The sequence below is a fragment of the Arthrobacter crusticola genome (assembly GCF_004357995.1).
Taxonomy (GTDB): Bacteria; Actinomycetota; Actinomycetes; order Actinomycetales; family Micrococcaceae; genus Arthrobacter_D; species Arthrobacter_D crusticola.
The window spans coordinates 17,831-37,914 of the sequence record NZ_SMTK01000003.1; the positions used below are offsets into that span (position 1 = coordinate 17,831).

At 67.5% G+C, this 20,084-nt stretch carries 20 protein-coding genes; 5 read left to right on the forward strand and 15 right to left on the reverse strand.

Annotation, left to right across the window (positions count from 1 at the left end; translation table 11 throughout):
• Nucleotides 1-134: 134 nt before the first annotated feature.
• Together E2F48_RS07820 and E2F48_RS07825 are read right to left on the reverse strand one after the other, a co-directional pair.
• A complete protein-coding gene (locus E2F48_RS07820) occupies nt 135-566 on the reverse strand; it encodes an OsmC family protein (RefSeq protein WP_133403465.1) in 432 nt (143 codons plus the stop codon).
• Nucleotides 567-698: 132 nt separating this feature from the next.
• Nucleotides 699-1,484: an MBL fold metallo-hydrolase gene (locus E2F48_RS07825; RefSeq protein ID WP_246018677.1), complete on the reverse strand. Its 786-nt coding sequence runs from the start codon at nt 1,482-1,484 to the stop codon at nt 699-701.
• Between the two features lie 468 nt (nt 1,485-1,952).
• On the opposite strand from E2F48_RS07825, the gene E2F48_RS07830 reads away from it, so the two are divergent.
• Nucleotides 1,953-2,747 carry an SGNH/GDSL hydrolase family protein gene (locus tag E2F48_RS07830; RefSeq protein ID WP_133403466.1) on the forward strand — a complete coding sequence of 265 codons (795 nt, stop codon included), beginning with the start codon at nt 1,953-1,955 and terminating at the stop codon, nt 2,745-2,747.
• Nucleotides 2,748-2,860: 113 nt separating this feature from the next.
• Here E2F48_RS07830 and E2F48_RS07835 read toward each other — a convergent pair whose 3' ends face one another.
• The 5 genes from E2F48_RS07835 to E2F48_RS07855 form a co-directional block, all read right to left on the reverse strand.
• Nucleotides 2,861-4,099, reverse strand: coding sequence for an ABC transporter permease (locus tag E2F48_RS07835; protein WP_246018679.1), 1,239 nt, complete (start codon nt 4,097-4,099; stop codon nt 2,861-2,863).
• A complete protein-coding gene (locus E2F48_RS07840) occupies nt 4,096-4,977 on the reverse strand; it encodes an ABC transporter ATP-binding protein (RefSeq protein WP_133403467.1) in 882 nt (293 codons plus the stop codon). The genes E2F48_RS07835 and E2F48_RS07840 overlap by 4 nt, the downstream gene beginning before the upstream one ends.
• 88 nt (nt 4,978-5,065) lie before the next feature.
• Nucleotides 5,066-5,764: a response regulator gene (locus tag E2F48_RS07845; protein ID WP_133403468.1), complete on the reverse strand. Its 699-nt coding sequence runs from the start codon at nt 5,762-5,764 to the stop codon at nt 5,066-5,068.
• A gap of 56 nt (nt 5,765-5,820) precedes the next feature.
• Nucleotides 5,821-7,167, reverse strand: coding sequence for a sensor histidine kinase (locus tag E2F48_RS07850; protein WP_133403469.1), 1,347 nt, complete (start codon nt 7,165-7,167; stop codon nt 5,821-5,823).
• 164 nt (nt 7,168-7,331) lie between these two features.
• Nucleotides 7,332-8,297 carry a GlxA family transcriptional regulator gene (locus tag E2F48_RS07855; protein ID WP_133403470.1) on the reverse strand — a complete coding sequence of 322 codons (966 nt, stop codon included), beginning with the start codon at nt 8,295-8,297 and terminating at the stop codon, nt 7,332-7,334.
• 132 nt (nt 8,298-8,429) lie between these two features.
• Between E2F48_RS07855 and E2F48_RS07860 the strand changes: the two genes are divergently transcribed.
• A complete protein-coding gene (locus tag E2F48_RS07860) occupies nt 8,430-9,086 on the forward strand; it encodes an isochorismatase family protein (RefSeq protein ID WP_133403471.1) in 657 nt (218 codons plus the stop codon).
• 7 nt (nt 9,087-9,093) lie between these two features.
• On the opposite strand, the gene E2F48_RS07865 is transcribed toward E2F48_RS07860, so the two are convergent.
• From E2F48_RS07865 to E2F48_RS07875, 3 genes are all read right to left on the reverse strand, one after another.
• Entirely contained in the window at nt 9,094-9,531 is a 438-nt protein-coding gene (locus E2F48_RS07865; RefSeq protein ID WP_133403472.1) for a VOC family protein, read from the reverse strand.
• 228 nt (nt 9,532-9,759) lie between these two features.
• On the reverse strand, nt 9,760-10,191 hold the full coding sequence (locus E2F48_RS07870; RefSeq protein WP_133403473.1) for a hypothetical protein: 432 nt from the start codon (nt 10,189-10,191) through the stop codon (nt 9,760-9,762).
• 339 nt (nt 10,192-10,530) lie between these two features.
• Nucleotides 10,531-10,875 carry a hypothetical protein gene (locus tag E2F48_RS07875; protein ID WP_133403474.1) on the reverse strand — a complete coding sequence of 115 codons (345 nt, stop codon included), beginning with the start codon at nt 10,873-10,875 and terminating at the stop codon, nt 10,531-10,533.
• Between the two features lie 209 nt (nt 10,876-11,084).
• On the opposite strand from E2F48_RS07875, the gene E2F48_RS07880 reads away from it, so the two are divergent.
• From E2F48_RS07880 to E2F48_RS07890, 3 genes are all read left to right on the forward strand, one after another.
• On the forward strand, nt 11,085-11,903 hold the full coding sequence (locus E2F48_RS07880; RefSeq protein ID WP_133403475.1) for a helix-turn-helix transcriptional regulator: 819 nt from the start codon (nt 11,085-11,087) through the stop codon (nt 11,901-11,903).
• A gap of 230 nt (nt 11,904-12,133) precedes the next feature.
• Complete coding sequence (locus E2F48_RS07885; RefSeq protein ID WP_133403476.1) at nt 12,134-13,060, forward strand: SDR family NAD(P)-dependent oxidoreductase; 927 nt, start codon at nt 12,134-12,136, stop codon at nt 13,058-13,060.
• Nucleotides 13,061-13,085: 25 nt separating this feature from the next.
• The gene (locus tag E2F48_RS07890; protein WP_246018681.1) at nt 13,086-13,961 is read left to right on the forward strand and encodes an NAD(P)-dependent oxidoreductase; all 876 of its coding nucleotides are present in this window, start codon (nt 13,086-13,088) and stop codon (nt 13,959-13,961) included.
• A gap of 156 nt (nt 13,962-14,117) precedes the next feature.
• Here the strand turns inward: E2F48_RS07890 and E2F48_RS07895 are convergent, their stop codons facing one another.
• The 5 genes from E2F48_RS07895 to E2F48_RS07915 all read right to left on the reverse strand — a co-directional run bounded on the left by E2F48_RS07895 (nt 14,118) and on the right by E2F48_RS07915 (nt 19,945).
• The gene (locus E2F48_RS07895; RefSeq protein WP_133403477.1) at nt 14,118-15,101 is read right to left on the reverse strand and encodes an alpha/beta hydrolase; all 984 of its coding nucleotides are present in this window, start codon (nt 15,099-15,101) and stop codon (nt 14,118-14,120) included.
• Nucleotides 15,102-15,145: 44 nt separating this feature from the next.
• A complete protein-coding gene (locus E2F48_RS07900; RefSeq protein WP_165968719.1) occupies nt 15,146-16,066 on the reverse strand; it encodes an NADP-dependent oxidoreductase in 921 nt (306 codons plus the stop codon).
• Between the two features lie 270 nt (nt 16,067-16,336).
• Nucleotides 16,337-17,107 (reverse strand): SDR family oxidoreductase, encoded by a 771-nt coding sequence (locus tag E2F48_RS07905; RefSeq protein ID WP_133403479.1) that lies wholly within the window; start codon nt 17,105-17,107, stop codon nt 16,337-16,339.
• Nucleotides 17,108-17,144: 37 nt separating this feature from the next.
• Entirely contained in the window at nt 17,145-18,479 is a 1,335-nt protein-coding gene (locus tag E2F48_RS07910; RefSeq protein ID WP_221411653.1) for an FAD-binding oxidoreductase, read from the reverse strand.
• Entirely contained in the window at nt 18,476-19,945 is a 1,470-nt protein-coding gene (locus E2F48_RS07915; protein WP_133403480.1) for an MFS transporter, read from the reverse strand. Before E2F48_RS07915 ends, E2F48_RS07910 begins: the two co-directional genes overlap by 4 nt.
• Nucleotides 19,946-20,084: the final 139 nt, after the last annotated feature.

The following is a 20,084-nucleotide window of genomic DNA, read 5'->3' on the forward strand; positions in this document are numbered from 1 at the left end:
CCGCGCCGGTGACGGGCCGGTGGAGGGCCACGCCGCGCAGCGGGTGGCCCGGGACTCCGCCGGGCACCCCGTGGCATGGAGGGCAGAAGGACCCCGGAACGGTGCCCGGGGTCCTCCTGTTCGGCTCTGTGCCGTCAGCCGTGCAGGGTGGCTGTCAGCGAGATGTCCTTGACGGCGGCAAGGGCCTGCGAGACCGGGCAGCCCTCCTTGGCGGCCTGGGCAAGGCGCTGGAAATCCTCCTCCGAGATTCCAGGCACGGTGGCGTCGAGCGTGAGCCGGATCGCCGTGATCCCGGTGCCGGGCTGGAAGTCGACCTCCGCCTTGGTTGCCACGCGCTCGGGGGTCTTACCTTCCTCGCCCAGGGCGTGGCTGAAGGCCATCGAGAAGCATGCCGAGTGGGCTGCGGCGATAAGCTCCTCAGGGCTCGTCTTGCCCTCGGACTGCTCGGCGCGTGCCTTCCAGGTGACGTCGTAGGTGCCGATGCCGGAGGAATCGAGGGTGACCTGTCCCGAGCCTGAGGCGAGATCGCCACTCCAGATGGTGTGGGCTGTGCGAACGGTAGCCATGGTTCTCCTTGCTGTTGGACGGACACGTCGATTCGTGTCCGCGACTGCATTCCCTATCCTAGGGAGCGCGACTCGGATGTGTGCCTGACCTCCGCCAGGCCAAGGTCGACGCCGCCCGGTTCCGGGATGTCGTCACAGCAAGGTACGGAGGTACTCCAGCTGGGCTGCCACCGAGCTCTCTGCCGCCCGCCGCACCGAGGGGTCAGCATCGGCGTAGACGGCGTCAGCGATCTGTCCTACCCCCGCCTCCGGTCCGAGGCGCGTTACGGCGGAGCGGATCTGCGCGAGGCGGTCCAGGCGGTGCGCGCGGTAGGCGCGCACGACGGAGTCGAGTGCCGGCAGGACCGGGCCGTGGGCTGGCAGCACGGTGGCCGGTCCGAGCAGTCCGAGCCGGTTCAGTGAGGAAAGGTAATCACCGAGGCGGCCATCGGGATGGTCGAGCATCGTCGTTCCGCGGCCCAGAATGGTGTCGCCGGTGAGGACCGATCCCGCCGGGCCGTCGAAAGGAAGGTGGAAACAGACCGAATCCGAGGTGTGGCCGGGCGTGGCCACCACCCGCATCTCCGTTCCGGCAACCAGGAGGACCTCGCCGTCCCCCAGCGGCTGTGCCTCGATGCAATGCTTCGGGTCGGCGGCCCGGACCGGCGCTCCCGTCAGTTCGTGCAGGCGCGCTGCCCCGGCAGTGTGATCGGCGTGGCGGTGCGTGATCAGGATCAGTTCCACGGGGCCGGCGGCAAGCACCTCGAGGTGCTGCTCGTCCAGCGGGCCGGGATCCACCACGGCCGCTCCCGCGCTGCCGTCAGCACCTATCAGATACGAGTTGGTTCCCTCGAGGCTCATCGGTCCGGGATTGGGAGCAAGCCGGAATCGAGTCAGAGCGGTCGAGGTGACCCATACGGAGGAATCTGCGGCTGCCACCCATTCATCGTTGCATCGATCCCGCCGGCCTCCTAGGACGGAAGAGTTCCCATGCCGCGGTGTCCCTCAGGCCCCGCAGTGCTGCGGCGGGTTCGATGCGCATCGCCTTGCGGGCGGGGAAGCCACCGGCGACCGGTCCTACGAGCGCCGAGGAATGCCCCACCGCCGGCGACGAGCGGGTCGATAACGGGTGGCCACTGCTGGGAGAGCGCGATGGCGAGCACCACAAATGGGTCGGTCAGGGCCTTGATTGTGCTGGGCGTCATCCTGCTCATGCAGCAGATCGGAAGCTGACAAAGTCCCTTGACCGGCTGCAACTCGGTCTGATCAGGGCATAGTCTGGAAGGGCGTGCTGCGCCTGTCCGGAAGAGTCTTTACTCCACACCTCGAGACAGATCGGGCCGGTTCCTCGCCGGGATCCGATACAAGGCCGCCTGGCGTCCGGAACCTCCGACCAAGGGAACCACCATGAGTTATCGGTACATCGCGATCGGGGATAGTTTGTCCGAAGGGGTTGGGGACCTTCCCTGGCCGGGCGGAACGCCCCGCGGATGGACGGACCGCCTCGCGGGTCTGCTTACCGTTCAGCACGGCCCCGTCGAGTATGCGAACCTTGCCGTCCGCGGATACAGGACCGACCAGGTCCGCGAACATCAGCTGGACCAGGCACTCGGTCTCGCTCCGGATCTCGTCACCATCACGGCCGGTATGAATGACATCCTGCGTCCGCGTGTCGACTTCGATGCCCTGCAAGCCAGCCTCGCCGGATTGGTCACGGCGTTCAGGGAATCAGGCGCCGACGTCATGTTCGTTCCGATCCCTGATCTGAAGGGAGTGTCGCCGGCAGGAAGCCTCATCGACATCCGGCGACGACGCCTGAACGCCATCTACCGGCAGTTGTCCGACCAATGGGGTGCCGTTTCGCTCGCCGGCACCGAGGGGACAGTCTTCGAGGACCCCAGGGCCTGGGCTGTCGACCGCCTCCATCTTTCCCAGCTGGGACACGAACGTCTCGCTCTGGGGGCGGCTGATGCGTTGGGTCTTGCGGGTGCTTCTGACTGGAACGCGGCACTGGAGGGAACACGGTCTCCGCGAACGTTCCGCACAGAAGCACAGTGGTGGTGGTTCTACGTGCTGCCTTGGGTCAACCGCCGTATCCGAGGGCGATCATCCGGCGACGGACGGGTGGCTAAGCTGCCCACGCTCAGCCTCGTCGAATCAGCAGAGACACGATGGGTCAGCACAACGGAGGGCCCGGCCTAGCAGCCGCATCCTGAAGCGGGGGCACACCACCTCCGCGAGCGGCGAAATGCTCCGCCGAGCCAGACGGAATCCGAGGGCCGATTGTTATGGCTTCCGCCCCGAGGGGCGTGCCCCTACTGCTCCAGCTTCATCGCCTTCCGCAGGGACAGGGCGCCGGGCTGCATCACCGCACGGCGGTAGATCTTCTCACCGAGGTGAATCAGTGCGGCCGCGGCCGCCAGCGCGATCACCAGTGAGAGGATCGGCTCCCACAGGGCCACCTCGGTGTTGAGCATGCGGATGGGCATTGCGACGGACGACACAACGGGCACATAGGAGGCAACGACCAGCAACTGTCCGGTGGCGAACAGGCCGGCGCCCAGCGCCGCGAGGATCAGCGCCAGCACCGGCGCCGAGCTGTTGTTCAGGTCCTCCGGCCGGCTGGCCAGCGATCCGAGCACCGCCCACATCGCCGCGAGGATCAGGAATCCGAAGAGGAAGAACACGAGGAACCAGCCGGAGGCCGGGATGATGCCGCCCACGAGGTCGGACGTGCCCGTAAGGTTGAGCGCGAGCAGCGCCGCTCCGCCGTACAGCGCCAGCTGCACCATGGCGAGGATGGTGTTGCCCAGGACCTTCCCGTACAGCAGCTGCCGGATGGGAATGGCGGTGGCGAGGATTTCGACCACCCGATTCTGCTTCTCCTCAACGACCGAGTTCGCGATCTGCAGGCCGAAGATAATTGCCGCCATGTAGAACAGGAAGCCGAAAGCGAACCCCGCGACGGAGGCGACGGCCTGGTTCTCGGTGCTGCCCTCAAGCAGCGATTGTTCGAGCTCCGACCCGGCGAGCAGTTCCTGGGGGGAGATTCCAGTGGCAGCGGCGTTGGTGCTCAGGACGAAGCTCTCCAGCGCGGCACCCAGCCCGCCGCTGAGTCCGGGGGAGACCTCCTCCTTGCCGGTCAGCGTCCACAGACCATCCTCGTTCTGCAGGAGCGCCGCGTCGACGTCCCCGCTGCGCACCTGGTCCAGGGCGGCGTCGTCAGACCCGGCAACCACCGCCTCGAAGGTGGCGTTGCCGTCGTCGGCCCTGCCTTCCTCGTCCGCGAGCGCCACCACGGAGCGGCCTGCGTCCGAGGTGACGGCGACGGCGAAGTCGTCGCCGCGGTTGTCCATGTAGGCGTTGAACACCACGCCCGCGACGATCAGGACCAGGGTCACCAGGGTAGAGATCGCGAAACCTCGGTCCTTCGTCTTCACCATTACCTCGCGCAGCGTGACGATCAGCCAGGCCGGCTGGGTGTTGCGCGGGACGGAGGGCGGAGCACCTTCGGGCTGGTGCCCGGTGTGCTGGAGTTTCGTTAGAGTGCTCACTGGGATACCCCCCGGTAGATTTCGCTGAGACTTGGCCGGATCCGGCTAAATTCGTGCACGCGGCCGCGTGCCATGGCTGCAGTAAGGAGCCGCTGCGCGTCGTCGTCGTTGTCCAGTTCCACCACGGCGTCCTGGCCCGCGACGTCGATGACCCTCACCCCTGCCTCCTCCCGCACCCACCCGGCGTCGGGTGACACCGTGAGCCGGTGGCGGCGTGGGGCGGCGGCACGGAGCTCATCACCGCTGCCGGATGTCACCAGCCGGCCCCGCTGCAGGATCACGAGGTTGTCGCACAGGCGGTCCACGAGGTCGAGCTGGTGGCTGGAGAACAGGACCGGCACCCCCTGGGCGGTGTGCTCACGGAGAAGCTCCACCATTGAGTCAACGGCGACGGGATCGAGTCCGGAGAATGGTTCATCCAGGATCAGCACCGACGGCCGGTGCAGGAGTGAGGCCGCGATCTGGACCCGCTGCTGGTTGCCCAGTGACAGCGACTCCAGCTTGTCCTTCCGGCGGTCACCGAGCTGGAAACGTTCGAGCAGTTCCTGGGCGCGGGATCGTGCATCCCCCTGGCTCATCCGGTGCAGTTGTCCGAGGTAGATGAGCTGATCGATGATGGGCTGCTTGGGGTAGAGGCCGCGCTCCTCGGGCATGTACCCGAACCTCGCCCGGTCGTCGGCGGTGACGGGGCGGCCGTCGAGCAGCACCGCCCCGGCGTGCGCCGTCAGCACCCCCATGATCATGCGCATGGTCGTTGTCTTTCCTGCGCCGTTCGCGCCGACGAACCCGGTCATTTTCCCTGACGGGACTGAGAAGGTGACGTCGTCGACGGCGGTGTGCTCGCCGAAGCGTCGGGTCAGGTTCTGCACCTGCAGCATGGGATTCCTCCGTTGGGCCGTGGGATCGCGTCCTTCACTCAATCTATAGAGACCGGCCCCGGGAGGGATGAGCCGAAAGGTGGAACTTTCATTCACCCGGACGGATGAACCCGCTCTCGTAGGCGAAGACCACTGCCTGGACGCGGTCGCGCACCTGGATCTTTGCCAGCAGGGAAGAGACGTGGGATTTCACTGTCGCCTCGGCAAGGGACAGCTTCGTGGCCAGTTCCGCGTTGCTCAGGCCCGCCGCCATGCACGTCAGGACTTCCTTCTCGCGCTGGGTCAGGGGAGCGAGCAAGGCCTGTTTCTGCTGCTGTTCCGGACTGGGCTGCCGTTGCGCCGGTGGAGAGTTCCGGCCGCCGAGCTGGCTGGCGAACTGTTGAATCACCCGCACCGTGACCTCGGGTGCGAGCAGTGCGTATCCGCCCGCAACCGCCCTCACCGCTGCCACGAGATCCTCGGGGTCGGCGTTCTTCAGGAGGAAGCCGCTCGCGCCACCCCGGATGGCATCGAATAGGTAATCGTCGCGTTCGAAGGTGGTGAGGATGATGACCTTCCCCCGCCCCTCCGCCGTGACCAGTTCGGTTGCCCGGATGCCGTCCATCACCGGCATCTGCACATCCATGAGGACGACGTCAACGTCCTGGGAGGCCGCGAAGTCCACCGCCTCCTGCCCGTTGGTCACCTGGCCCACCACCTCAATATCGTCCTCAACGGAGAGCATGGTGGCGAAACCTGCGCGGACCAGGCGTTGGTCGTCGGCAAGCAGTACTCGAATTGTGTCCATTTCGGTCTTTCCCGATGGGGTGGAGGTCGTCGGCGGGGCGGCTGCGCTCTGCAGATTCAGTGAAGCAGGAAACGGGCACGGACCCGCCACCCGCCGTTGGACCGGGGTCCTATTTCCGCAGTGCCGCGGTGCAGTGCCACGCGTTCGCGGACTCCCTGCAGCCCATACCCGGAGCCGGACTCCGCGCGCTGGCGCGGCCTGCCGTTGTCCACCGTCTCAAGTTCGACCCAGCGCTGCCCGCCCGATCGTCCGGCGCGCAGGGTGAGCACGGCGGCCGACGCGGTCGAGTGGCGCCGGATGTTGGTCAGGGACTCCTGGGCGGTTCGGTACACCGACAGGGCGAGCGGCGCCGACACCTCCTCAAGGGCCCCCGGAACATCCTCGACCCGGGCGAAATCAACCTCCAGGCCGAAGGCACGCTGGCTCTGGGCCAGTGCATCAAGGTCGGCAAGGCCCGGCTCGGGATGGCGTCCTTCATTCTCTTTGGGGTCTTCGTCGAGGGCTCCCGAGCGGAGCACTCCCAACAGGCCCCGCATATCCGTCACCGCCTCGCGGCTGACCTGCTCGATCGTGCGGAGGGCTTCGGCGGCAACCTCGGGCTTCCGCTCCAGGACGCGGCGGGCAGCTCCGGCCTGGACCCCGATGACCGACACATGGTGCGCGACCACGTCATGCAGTTCCCGCGCAATCCGCAGGCGTTCCTCGATGACCGCCCGCCGGGCCAGCTCCGCGGACTGGCGGGTGATCCTTTCGGCCTGTTCCGCCAGCTGCGCCCGCTGCAGGGCGTTCCGCCAGGAGGACAGACCGACGAGGATGGCACCTCCGAAGTATGCGATATTCACGATCGAGTTGTAGAGCGCTATTGAGGTGAGTGGATCAAGGATGCCCCTCGACGTTTCGTCGCCCTCCTGAATGCTCTCGATCAGCCCGTCGAACGTCGATGACACGGTCAGTGCGAGAATCAGCCACAGCGCCATCGCCACCACCACCACGGTGGTCCCAAGCCACAGCACCCGGCGGTCCTTCGCCCAGGCCACCGCCGAGTAGAGCGAGGCGAAGTACGCCACCTGGAATGAGAGCTGAAGCGAAAGAGCGGGAATCCACAGCCCCAGGGCGATGAAGAGGGCCGACATTGCGAGCATCACGGCGACCGGAAACCGACGCCGCAGCATGAGCGGAAGGATCATCACGGCAAGGACCGCGTGCTGCAGCCAGATCGGACTGCGTTCCTCGGCCATCGCTCCCGCGCCGCGGCTTAGCTCGAGTGCGACGGCGCTCACAAGGATGACAATGAGGACGCCGATGACATCCCTGCGCTGCTGGTCGGGGGTGGGACCGGGCCGCTCCCACCGACTCTCCTCGGAACCCGTTGCAGGCAGGAATCGGTTCACAATGTTCGGCATGTCGACAGCAGCACCCTCCGGATCGTCCCTGCGTAGTGTAGCGAGAGCCGCACTCCGGGTGGATCCCCCACGAGGGCTAATCCGGAAGGACCACTTGCAGCTTCACCTGTTGCCCGTTCCGGCGCACCCCAGCAGGGAGGGGCCATGGTTGTCTCCGCCCGGCGTCAGGGCAGGGTTGGTGTGGAGGGGCGGGTGTCGAAGCGGCGTCGATAGTCCGTCGGGGTGGTCGAGAACGCGGCCGCGAAGTTCTGGCGGAGTGTGACCGCGTTGCCGAACCCGCAGTCCGCGGCGATCTGATCGATCGACAGGTCGGTGGTTTCCAATAGGCGGCGGGCAGTATCGAGCCGGCGGGACCGCACCCAGGCCGACGGTGTTGTGCCGGTCGCTGCCCGGAAGGCGCGGACAAAAGTGCGCCGGCTCATGTGCGCCCGCTGTGAAAGCTGATCGATGGTGAGCGGCTCGCGGAGATTGCCCAGCGCCCACTCGAGCAAACGCGCAACCGGGTCGGCGGTGGATCGCTGGGGTATTGGATGCTCGATGTACTGTGCCTGTCCGCCCTCGCGGTGCGGTGCGACGACGAGGCTGCGCGCTACCTTGTTTGCGGCGTCGGCCCCCAGACGGGTCCGCACCAGGTGAAGGCATGCGTCCAGGCCCGATGCGGTTCCCGCCGAAGTCAGAACGTCCCCGTGGTCGATATACAGCACGGAGCGGTCGAGGAGGACGTCAGGGTGCCGCTCGGTCAGGGCGGTGAAGGCCTGCCAGTGCGTGACGGCCTGACGGCCGGCGAGCAGGCCTGCGTCCGCCACGGCAATCGCACCAAGGCACAGGCCCAGGATTGCGACGTCCTGCTGGTGCGCATCCTGCAGTACGGTCCGCAGGGTGTCGCTCGGGACGCGCCCGTCGTCGAACCATGATGGCACCACCACAACATCCGCGCCCACCGCGGCGTCGGGGCCGTCAATTCCGGCGAGCTGATAGCCCTCGGCTGTCCGGACCGCGCCAGGGAGGTCCGAAAACAGGGTGGTCGTCCACTCCGCCAGTCCCTGCCGCGTGACCTCATCGAAGACCATCTGTGGCACGGCGAGGTGGAACATCGTCACCCCGTCGAAGGCGTACACCGCAATCCGCATGAAATTTCCCGTGGCCTGATTCCGTCGTACATAGGCATGCGTGCCACTGTTGTCCCGCCGCCGCACGGTGCAGGATGGAATCACTGCCGACCGGCGATCACCGCCCTCCCGCACCCAGGAGAATCCCTCACCATGAGCACACCCCGCCGCGCCCTCGTCCTCGTCGATGTCCAGCAGCAGTACTTCAGCGGTCTGCTCGAGGTCCAGTACCCGCCGCACGAGCAGTCCCTGCCGCGCATCACCGCAGCTATTGATGCGGCCACCGCGGCAGGCATCCCCATCGCCGTCGTGCAGCACACCGCCGGCGAGGGAGCTCCCGTCTTCGCCCCGGGGACCCCGGAGTTCGAGCTGCACCCCGAGGTGCAGAGCCGGCGCACCGACGCGTGGAAGAGCGTCGAGAAGCAGTACGGCTCCGTGTACGCCGGCACCGACCTCACCGCATGGCTGCAGGAGAACGGGGTCGACACCGTCACCCTCGTGGGCTACATGACCAACAACTGCATCCTCGGCTCGGCCGTCGAAGCCGAAGCCCTCGGTTTCAGCACCGAGGTCCTCTCCGATGCCACAGGTGCGATCAACATCGCCAACGACGCCGGTTTCGCTGACGCCAGGACCGTGCACATGACCCTGCTCGCACTGCTGAACTCCAATTGGGCCGCAGTCGACACCACGGACGCCTGGACAGCAGCCCTGACCGCCCAGCAGAAACTGCCCGGAGGCGATCTGGGCAACTCGGCTGCGGCAGGAGCGGCACGCGCCACTCAATCCCTTTCATCAACGCCGAGGTAGCGACAGATCAGCTCTTGTGCAGTTCCTGGGCGAGCATCACCAGGATGCCGCTGGGGCCGCGGACGTAGGCGAGCTTGTAGATATCCCCGTAGGTGGCCACGCCGCGCAGCGGATGGAATCCGTGCCTGGCGGCGATCCCGAGGGCCGCGTCGATGTCGTCGACCGAGAAGGCGACGCGGTGCATGCCGATCTCGTTGGGCAGGGTGGGCTCCGTCTCGATGGCCTCGGGGTGGAGGTATTCGAAGAGTTCGAGGCGGCCGTTGCCGTCCGGCGTCTGCAGCATGGCGATCCTGGCGTGGTTGCCGTCGAGGCCGACGGCGGTGTCGGCCCATTCTCCGCTGACCGTGTCGCGGCCGAGGACGGTGAGCCCGAGGTCGGTGAAGAAGGTGATAGCTTCTTCGAGGTCGCGGACCGCGATGCCGACATTCTCGAGTTTGATGGGCATGCGCCACAGGCTAGCAAGGCGGGGCGGCCACGTCACGGTCGAGGCCGCCCGGGTTACGGACTTCTGACACTCCGGCGGGGCCCGCCCTGGAAATGGCGTGGTCCCGGCGGGAGGTTTGAGGACCCTCCACCGGGACCACGGTGGTGAGGTGATGCATCCTGTCCGCTCTGTAGGCGAAGGAATGCCCGGCAGGCCATTCAGGAGGCCTGACCGTGGTGTGAACTACTTCTAATGGCCGCCGCCCTTGCGGCAGTCGATCCGAAGGATTTTGCTCCTGTCCAAGCCGTCTTTCTTGCTGTAGCTGTAAGCCCGGTATTCATTGCCGCACTTGGCCTTCTTGCTCTCGACCTCGAAACGGCCTTTGTCGGTCCACACCCTTTCGTTGTAGATTTCCTTTTCCCTGTCCTTGTGATTCGTCTGAACGATTATCACCTTGACTCTGTTGGCCTCGTAACCCTTGCCGATGACCTTCAATTTGCCGTCGCGGTCGACCTTCAACGTGAGCTCGTTGTCCTTGTCCTTGTCTTTGGAATAATCCGTAGCGGCCACAGTCTGAACGGGGGCAGCAACTGCGGGAGCCGACAGCCCCAGGCCCGCAAGCAGGCCAAGCAGCATCCCGGCAACAAGGACCAACAGCCGCCAGCTGAGAGACTTTTTCATGATGGTTTTCTACTTCCGCCTACGCCGGGGTGGTGATGGGGAGGGTCGCGTGATCAACGCTGCGGCTGGATGTCCGGCGGGTCCGTCCGCTTTTGCCCGAAGCGGATGCACCTAAATTTGAGTGGACCCGGCGTCCGTGACCGGGATCCGTTCATGTCTGGTGCATCTGATGCAGTTTTACGTGGTCGGTCCGGACTTCCCAGCAAAGCCATTCCTGAAACGCCTCTCAAGGCGCAACTCAAGCCTAGACCTCGGCCAGCCATTGCAAAAGAGCCGCCAGCCCGGCGGGAGCGGGCCGCCTACCGGCGGACCAGGGAGCTGCGTGACGACAGCCGGTGGTCAGGACAAGCCCGGCTGCGAGTAGCGTCCGGTGAACGTCGATCCACGGTTGAGCTCGGTGAATTCGAGGCCGATGACCTCCCCGTCCTCGACCAGGTACCGGAGCTCGTAGCAGGCGCGGTAGCTCGGCGGCCAAAAGGAGCAGAATCGTCCCTTGTCATCGACGTACCACTCGCCCTGGGTCGGGCGGCCGTGCTCGACGTAGACTGTCGTGCCGGTTTCATCGAACGTCTGAGTGGCTCCGTCATCGTAGAGGAAGCTCCCGGCCGTGAGCGCCTCGGCAATATCGGCTGCCGGCACCGGTTCCCGGTCGGTGATCTGCCGCTTCTTCCCAAAATTCGACACCGCTACCTCCCTGATAATGAATCGCTGGACCCGCCTTATTCACTCCCGCCGCCGTCGGCCGGCAGGGCTGGACGGCCCCCGTAGCCAAGTGTCGGCCTTTGGCGCAGAGTGGACAAGAGCCAATCGGCGGTACGCGGCGCCCAGGGTCACGCCTGCCCGACCCGCCCGAAGCGCAGCGATGGGCCCCAACGCAGGTCTAGATTGGGTTCGTGCAGAAGAACCCGGCCTTCAGCGACTACCTCAAGGCGAGGAGGAAGCTCGTACGTCCCCAGGACGTCGATCTCCACACCTATGGCCGACGTCGTGTCACCGGGCTGCGGCGTGAAGAAGTAGCGCAGCTGGCAGGGATCAGCGTTGACTATTACGTGCGCCTCGAGCAGGGCAAGGACCACCATCCGTCCCCTCAGATCCTCGATGCACTGGCGCGGGCGCTGATGCTCGACCCACCCTCCACCCTGCACCTTCACCGGTTGGCCCAGCCACCCTCCGGCTCCATCCTGACCACAGAAGACATGGCGGCTTCGGGCACCGTTGCGCCGGGGCTCACGCATCTTCTCGGGACGATCAACGTGCCGGCCTTCGTGCAGGACCGGTTCATGACCGTGCTGGCCGCCAATCCGTTCGCGATCGCGCTCTCACCCCGTAACGCACCCGGCAAAAACGTCCTGCGGGAGGCGTTCCTCGATTCCGCCGAACGTGACCTCTATGAGGACTACGACCAGGTGATGGGTGAAGCTGTGGCAGGGCTGCGCGCATCGGTCGGAGAACGGACGAACGATCCCCGCCTCGTGCGCCTGGTCACTGATCTCTCCGAACGGAGCGCGTATTTCCTGCAGCTTTGGAACCGGCACGACGTGCGCCCGAAAGTCGCCGGGCACCGCATTCTCCACCACCCGGTCGTCGGCGACCTTGAACTGTTCCACGAAAAGCTCGCCGTCACCGGAACCGACGGTCACCTGCTCGTCGTCCACCACGCCGCGCCCGGCAGCCCCTCCGCCGCAGCCCTGGAACGGCTCGCCGCCCTGTAGCAGCAAACTCGGGCCGGTAGGAGTCGACCTGCTGTCCTGAGGAGGGTCAGCGCCGAAGGTGGCCCTGCCATTCCTATGAAAGACAGGGTTCTACCTACCGCTTTCGCGTAAGAGCACACTCATATCCGGAGCCCGTCACGCCGCCCACCAGCGCATTCCGGCTGGGACCGGCAGGACAGCGGACCCTCCGCACGATGAACCACCTCTCTCGACGAAAGAAGTCCTCCATCATGACCCGCATCACCACCCCGTTCGGTTTCTCCTCGACCACCTCGGATGTCACCGAAGGCATCGACTTCACCGGCAGGCGTGTCGTCATCACCGGCGGCGCCTCCGGCATCGGCATTGAAACAGCCCGCGCGTTCGCCAAGATCGGTGCCGAGGTGACCCTCGCCGTCCGGAACCTGGAGGCGGCTGCCCCGGTCGCCGAGGAACTGCGTGCCTCGACGGGCAACCCGAACATCTTCCTAGGCCGTCTCGACCTCGCCGACCTCACCTCGATCACTGAATTCGCTGACGGGTGGACCGGGCCCCTGCATGTGCTCGTCAACAACGCGGGCATCATGGCACTGCCCGAACTGGAGCGCACCGCCGAGGGGTGGGAGATGCAGTTCGCCACCAACCACCTCGGCCACTTTGCCCTCGCCCAGGCACTCCACCCGGCACTGGCCGCAGCGGGCAACGCCCGCATCGTATCGCTGAGCTCCAGCGGCCACCTGTTCGCCCCGGTCCTCTTCGACGACCCGCACTTCAACTTCATCCCCTATGACTCGTTCCTCGCGTACGGCCAGTCAAAGACCGCCTCCGCCCTGTTCGCCGTGGCGGTGACCCGTCAATGGGCGAAGGACGGCATCACCTCCAACGCCGTCATGCCGGGCGCCATCGCCACCAACCTGCAGCGCCACACGGGCGGCCTGCGTACACCGGTCGAGCGCCAGAAGACACCTCAGCAGGGAGCCGCCAGCACCCTGTACGTGGCGACCTCACCGGACCTTGAGGGCATCGGCGGACGTTACTTTGAGGACGTCAACGAAGCGCCCGTCGTTCACCACCGCGGCCCCGACTACACCGGTGTCGCGGCCTACGCCCTCGACGCCGCGAACGCCGACCGGCTCTGGGACCTCTCCCTGGAGCTCCTCGCCCGGCACTCTGCCTGATCCCCCGACGACGAAGGACACCATCATGACGACCGTCACTGCCAACCCAACCTCGAATGCCGTCGCCCTCCGCGTCGGATGGATAGGGCTCGGCGACCAGGGCGCACCAATGGCCCGCGCAATTATTGAAGCGGGTTTCGAGCTGAACATCTGGGTGCGCCGGGAGACCTCCCTAGCCGCCCTTGAGGGGCTGCCGTACATCCGACACGCAACCCTCGCGGACGTCGGGGCAGTCAGCGACATCGTGGGACTGTGCCTGCGCGAGGACTCCGACATCGAGGACGTCCTTACCACGGGTGGGCTCCTGGCCAGCCTGAAACCCGGGACGATCCTCATCAACCACGGAACAGGTCTGCCGGGCTACGCTTCCTCCCTGTCCCACCGTGCCGCACGCGCCGGGGTCGTCGTCCTTGATGCCCCCGTCAGCGGCGGCCGGCCAGGAGCCGAAGCCAAGCGCCTCACCACGATTGTGGGAGGACCGGAGCAGGCACTGGACAAGGTCCGGCCCGTGCTCGAGTCGTTCTCGGCGACCATTGCCCACATGGGGCCCACCGGCACCGGCCAGACCGGGAAGCTCATCAACAATGCTTTGCTCATGATGAACCAGCGCAACGTACAGGACATCCTGGTCCTGGCCCGCAGCCTCAACCTGGACCTCGGTGCGCTGATGAGCCTGCTGCTCGCCGGGACCGCGCGGAGCTTCGCCCTGGAAGCGCTCGCCGGGGCCGTCACCACCGATAACGCCGAGCACCTGAGGACGCTGCAGGTCATCGACATGGACATCTTCACCGAAGCCATGACGACGCTCGGTCAGGATGTCGCCGAGCTCGACGCCTACGCACGGTCAGGAGCACATGGCCTGCCGATGGCAGCCCGACTCGTCACGGGAGATATGGCCTGATCACCGCGCCGTCGGTTGCTGCGAACGACACTGCGGGTGCTGGTTCGAGAACCAGCGCCCGCAGTGATGATCAGCCCTCTCCTCCACCGGTCGATGCCGGCTCTGATGCCAGTCGCAGGTTTTATCGGCCACCCGCCGGCGACGGATAAGGAGTCCTCAGGCGGCGGCCGCCGGGAGCCGCCCGAGGGTGCGGCCCATCCAGGAGTCCCGCGCGGCGACGGCGGCGACGGACAGCAGCGCGTCCGGCGCCGCTCCGTCGAAGATGTGGAAGCCGCCGGCCCAGACGTGCAGCTCGGCCTGCACTCCGGCCGCCCACAGGCGGGACGCGTAGGCGACGTCCTCATCGCGGAAGACCTCGGCCGACCCGACATCGATGAACGCCGGCGGCAGGCCCGTCAGGTCGGTCGCCCGGGCCGGTGCGCTGTAGATGTCGACGGCGTCGGTCCCGCGGCGGTCCCCGAGCAGGGAGTCCCAGCCGGTGGCGTTGCTTTCGCGGCTCCACGAGCCGGTCTGCGTGTACTGGTGGCTTGACGCGGTGGCGTCGCGGTCGTCGAGCATGGGGCTCAGCAGCATCTGGGCGATCAGGGCCGGGCCCTTCCGGTCGCGGGCCAGCAGCGTGACGCCGGCCGAGAGGCCGGCGCCGGCGGAGGTTCCGGCAATCAGGATGCGCTCGCTGTCGACTCCGAGCTCCCCGGCGTTGTCAACCAGCCAGAGGAGCCCTGCGTAGGCGTCCTCCACCGGGCCCGGTGCAGGGCTCTCGGGTGCGAGGCGGTATTCGAGCGAGACGACGACGGCCCGGTGCTCGACGGCCCAGTCCAGGACGTGCCCGATGCCGGTGAAGCGGTTGCCGATGATCATTCCGCCGCCGTGCAGGAAGTAGATGGCCGGAGCTGAGGCGTCCTTATCGGCGGGGGTGAAGACCGAGGCGATGATCTCGCTGCCCGGGCGGGCGATGGTGTACTCGCGGTGTGAGATGGGGCGGGTGGCGAGGAGGTCCTCAAGGGTGGGGCCGAACGGATTGGCCCGAAGGAAATCGATCATGTCGGCGGTGACCGTTGAGGGCAACGGGCTGTTGTCGAGCAGCTCGGCCAGCTCGGGATCGTACGGCGGGCGGGCGGGGGCGGTTGGGGCGGTTGTCATGGTTTTTTCCTTAGGAAGCTGTAGGTGGAGGAGGGATGGAGCGCTCAGGCCAGGTTGGCTCCGGAGACGACGATCTTGCCGCGGAGGTGTCCGCCCTGGCTGAGCGCGAGGGCCTCGGGAACCTGCTCGAAGGGGAACTTCCGGGCGATCTCGGTCCGGAAGGCGCCCCGGGCGGCGAGGTCGAGCACCGGTGGGAGGGTTTCGGCGGTGAGAGCGGTGGGATCGCCTGCGGCGACGATCGCGCCCTGGGCCCCGGCGGCAAAGTCGACGATGGTGACGATCCGGGATGCCGGCACGAGCCCGGCGACGCGGGCAATGAATTCCTGGCCAGCGGTGTCGAAGGCGGCGTCCACTCCCTGGGGCGCCGCGGCCGTGATCTCGTCGACCATGGTCTCGCTGTAGGTCACGGGGGTTGCACCGAGGGAGCGGAGGTAATCGTGGTTGTCGGGGCTGGCGGTGCCGATGACCTTGTGGCCGTCGGCGACGAGGATCTGCACGACGGCGCTTCCCACGGCACCGGCCGCACCGTTGACGACGACGGTGGAGGCTGGCGCCGGCGCCAGCAGGGACAGGCCACGCTGTGAGGTTTCACCGGAGGTGGCCAGGGTGACGGCCTGCTCGGCCGTCAGGCCGTCCGGGATCACCGCGAGCCGGGCGGCGCCGGTGACGGCCTTCTCCGCGAAGGCTCCGCTGTCGGCAAAACCGACAACCCGGTTCCCGACAGTGAATCCCTCGACGCCGTCGCCGACCTCGAGCACCGTGCCGGCGATGTCCGTCCCCAGAACCGCCGGCAGCGGCAGCGGGAACATCTCGGCGAGGTAGCCGTTGCTGAACTTCCAGTCCAGCGGGTTGATGCCGATCGCTTCGACGGCCACCTTTACCTGCCCGGCGGCTGCGGTGGGCTCATCGGCCTCACCGAGGACGATGGAGTCGGGGCCATAGCTGTTGAGGAGATGCGCTTTCATGATGGGTCCTTCGGTCTGGAGTTCGTTCACGGGCTGCGGAAGAAGCTGCGGGTCTGGGTCTGCATCCCGCAAGGTGGCCGACCACTCATTCGAATATATGTGGTCGACCCCGTTTTCTTTCATGCTGTTGGAACCAGTGACTGACGCACATTATTCCGGCCGGACCTCAAGGGCCCGTCGAGATCACCGCAACATTACCCTTCGGACACCGAGGGGGCTCGAGCGAACCGGGCGGTCCGGGGCGCCTCGGGTCCGAATAGTGCGTCTGGCTCAGGGACGCTCCGGCGCGCTTCCCGAGGGGCCCGCGGCCTTGTCGACGAAGTAGTGAAGCGCCGCGCCGGTCAGGGGGCTTGAGCCGGCGACGAGTTCGGCCAGGTGGATTCCGACCTCGGCGCCCTCGATCCCGCGCGGGTCGTCGACGCCGGCGAACTGCCGCGCCCGGGTGCGGACGACGCCGAGAATCACCTCGTAGATGCGCGGTCCACGCCCGGCGAGCTCGGCTGCGAGGGTGCGGGTGAGGGACTTCGTCGCCGCGGCGGTCAGTGCGACGCCGCCGGCCCAGGGGAAGGGAAGGTCGGCGCTCAGCCCGTTGAGCTGCACCAGCACGCCGTCCACTCCGAGGTGTGGCACCAGGGCGCGGTACAGGCGGAACACGCTGGTCTGGTTCGCCGCGACGAGGGCGTCCCATTCGGCGTCGGTCAGGGCCAGCAGGGGCTTGCGGCCCTGATCCCCCCACGACGCGACGCTCACGACGACGGCGTCGAACCCGCCGTGTTCGGCCGCAAGGGCCGACACCGCCTGGTCCAGGTCCTCAGCCAGGGCATCAAGCACCGTGGTGTGCAGCCGCGGGGAGCGCAGCCGGGAGGCAAGCTCATCGAGACGGGTGCTGCTCCGGCCCGCGGCCACGACCCGCGCGCCGGCGTCGAGGAGGGCCCGGACAACGCCTTCACCGACACCGCCTGCACCTCCCACGACAAGCGCGGTCCTGCCGGTGAGGTCGGTGTGCGGGTGGGCCCAGGCGGGCAGGGTGAGCGTGTTCATCGTTTGTCCTTGGGCAGTGCGGGAAGCTCTTGGAGGGTCATGCCCTCAACGGAAAGTTGGTGTTGAAGAGCCCCGCCGGGTCGTAGACGGCCTTCAGGTCTCGGAGCCGGGCCAGGGTCGCGGTGGGAAAGGCGTCGGCGAGCCGGCGCGGATCCTTGTCCATCTCGAAGCTGAGGTACAGCCCATCGAGGTGGGGATGGAGCCCATCCCACTCCCGCCAGAGTTCTCCTCGGTGGGCAGGGTCGGCACCGACGAAAATGGAGAAGTTCTGATGCCGGTGCGCATAGGCGGTGGCGCCGGCGTCGACGTCGTTGATCCTCCCGCCGACCGCGCGGATCTGCAGCGTGGCCGCGGTTCCACTGGCCACCATCCCGGCGAGCCGGACGGCGATCGGGGCGTCGAGGTGGACCGCGAGCCCGCTTCGCGTCTGCAGCGACACCGCACCGGTGTGCGCGGCGTGGGGGGAGGCGACCAGTTCGGCGTAGGGCATGGCCTGGGATTGCCCGCCGAGGAGCGGGGCCAGCGCGAGGAACGGTGCGAGCGCCCGCCGGGCGGCGTCCGCGTCCAGCCCCGCGTAAACGATGCTTGCCATGCCGGCGGTGGACCCGGCGAACAGGTAAAGAAACGCCGTCATCTCCCGGGGTGCCGCCTCGACCGCGTCGCCCCACCGCTGCAGGAACCCGGTGGTGTCCGAGGTGTCGTACTGGACGGTGGTGGAGATGACGCCGGGGACCTTGGCTGCTGTGAACTCGAACTCCGTCACAATGCCGAAATTCGCTCCCGCCCCGCGGACCGCCCAGAAGAGGTCCGGGTTCTCGGCCGCGCTCGCCGTCCGTACGGCGCCGTCGGCGGTCACGATGGTGGCCGCCGCCATCGAATCTATGGTCAGCCCGTGCTTGCGTCCCATCAGGCCGATTCCGCCGGCCGTGGCGAGCCCGCCCACCCCGACGTCGCCGGAGTCGCCCGAGCTGACCGCCAGGCCGGCCGGGGAGAGGGCCCGCGCGGCGTCTCCCCACCGGGCGCCGGCGCCGATGCGCACCCGCCCTGTGCCTGGATCGAGGACCTCGACCGCGTTCATCGCCGAGAGGTCCAGGACGATCCCGCCGTCGTTGGTGGAGGCGCTGCTGATGCCGTGGCCACCACTGCGCACGCTCAGGGGGAGGGCCGACGCCGCCGCATAGGACAGCGCGTCAACGACGGCCCCGGCCGTGCGCGGGTGCAGCACGGCCGCCGGTGATCCCCTGTAGGAGTAGGTGTGCCGCAGCTGCCCGTACCCCGGGTCGGAGGGAAGGACCAGGCCCTCCCGGAGGGAGGAGGGCAGCGACGAGCGGGTAATGCCGCCGGCCATGCCGCGGAGCGGTGCGGAACTCATGCGCGGGCCGGGTCGGTGGATGCCTGCGCGAAACGCCGCTGCCGAACGGCCAGTGCCAGCAGCCCGCCGAGAACGATGACGGCGGCCGCCCCGAGCGCGGCACCGTACCCGGTGTCGACGGCGCCGGGTCCGCTTCCGCGAAGGGATCCGGTCACCGCTGCGGCGATGGCGCCGATGACGGTGAGCCCCACCGCGCCGCCCAGTTGCTGGGCGGTCTGGATCAGGCCGCTGACCGCGCCGGCCTCTCGGGGGCTGGCACCGGCAAGGGCCTGAGTGGTCGCCGAGGTGACCGCAATGCCGACCGCTGCACCGAAGGCCACGGTCGCCGGGACGAAAACGGCGGGCGGCGCACCGAGAGCGCTCGCCAGCGCCAGGACCCCGCTGGCCAGGCCGAGCAGCGCAAGCCCGATGAACAGGGAGGCCAGCGGGCCCCGCACGGCGACAAGCCGCGGGGTGAACAGCGCGGCCCCGATGGTGGCCAGGGACATGGGCAGCATCATCAGCCCGGCGCCGATCGGCGAGAAACCGAGGGGTCCCTGGAGAATGAGTGAGAGCAGCAGCATCGTCGGGTACAGGGCGACGGCGACGAGGACCATGCCGATGTTCCCGCCGGTCGAGGGCCAGCGCCTGAGCAGGTGCGCGGGTATCAACGGAGCCGGTTTTCCCCGTTCCGTGAGGCCGAAGGCGGTGAGCAGGACGGCTCCGCCGCCCAACAGCCCCAGAGTGATCGGGGAGAGCCAGCCCTGCTCATTGCCGAGGGTTAGGCCGCCGATCAGTGCGGAGATTCCGAGGAAGGACAGCACGGCACCGGAAACGTCCAGGCGCTGGGCCCCTCCCCGCGGAATGGCGGGAATCAGCAGGGGAATGGCCACCAGCATCAGCACGATGAGGGGAACGTTCACCAGCAGCACCGCGCGCCAACCCCAGGCCGCCGTGAAGCCTCCGCCGACCAGGACGCCCGCCGCTCCGCCGGAACTGGCGACGGCTCCCCAGACGCCGATGGCGCGCCGTCGGGCCGTGGGGTCGGTGAAGAGGGTCGTCAGCAGCGACAGCGCAGTTGGAGCAAGGCCGGCGGCGGCGGCGCCCTGTACGGCACGGGCGGCGATGAGGGTCTCAAGAGTCGGGGCAAGCCCGCCGGCCAGGGCCGCCGCACCGAAAAGTCCCACCGAGATCGAGAACATCCGGCGCCGGCCGATGACATCACCCAGCCGTCCGCCGAACAGTAGCAGTGCGCCGAAGGTCAGCAGGTAGGCCGACACGACCCACACGGACAGCGATGCGGAGGCATCGAGATCGCCGATCAGGCTGGGGAGCGCCAGATTGACGCTGCTCGCGTTGAGCACCACCAGGAACTGGGCCGCCGCCAGCAGGGCCAGCACAGCCCTTGCCCTCCGGCGGGGATTCTCGAGGTTGGGCGGCGGCGGGGTGGCTCGGTCGTGGAGGGTGGGTTGGAGGATGGACGGCATGAGAAGCCTTTCGGGAATGCCCGCCTGCTCTGCCCGCCTCGGGCGGTGACGGCTGCCGGGGTCAAAGATGCTGATGTGTCAGCAACATTAAACAGTAACTGACGCGTCAGTAACCTGGCAAGTACCGCATGCCCTCGGC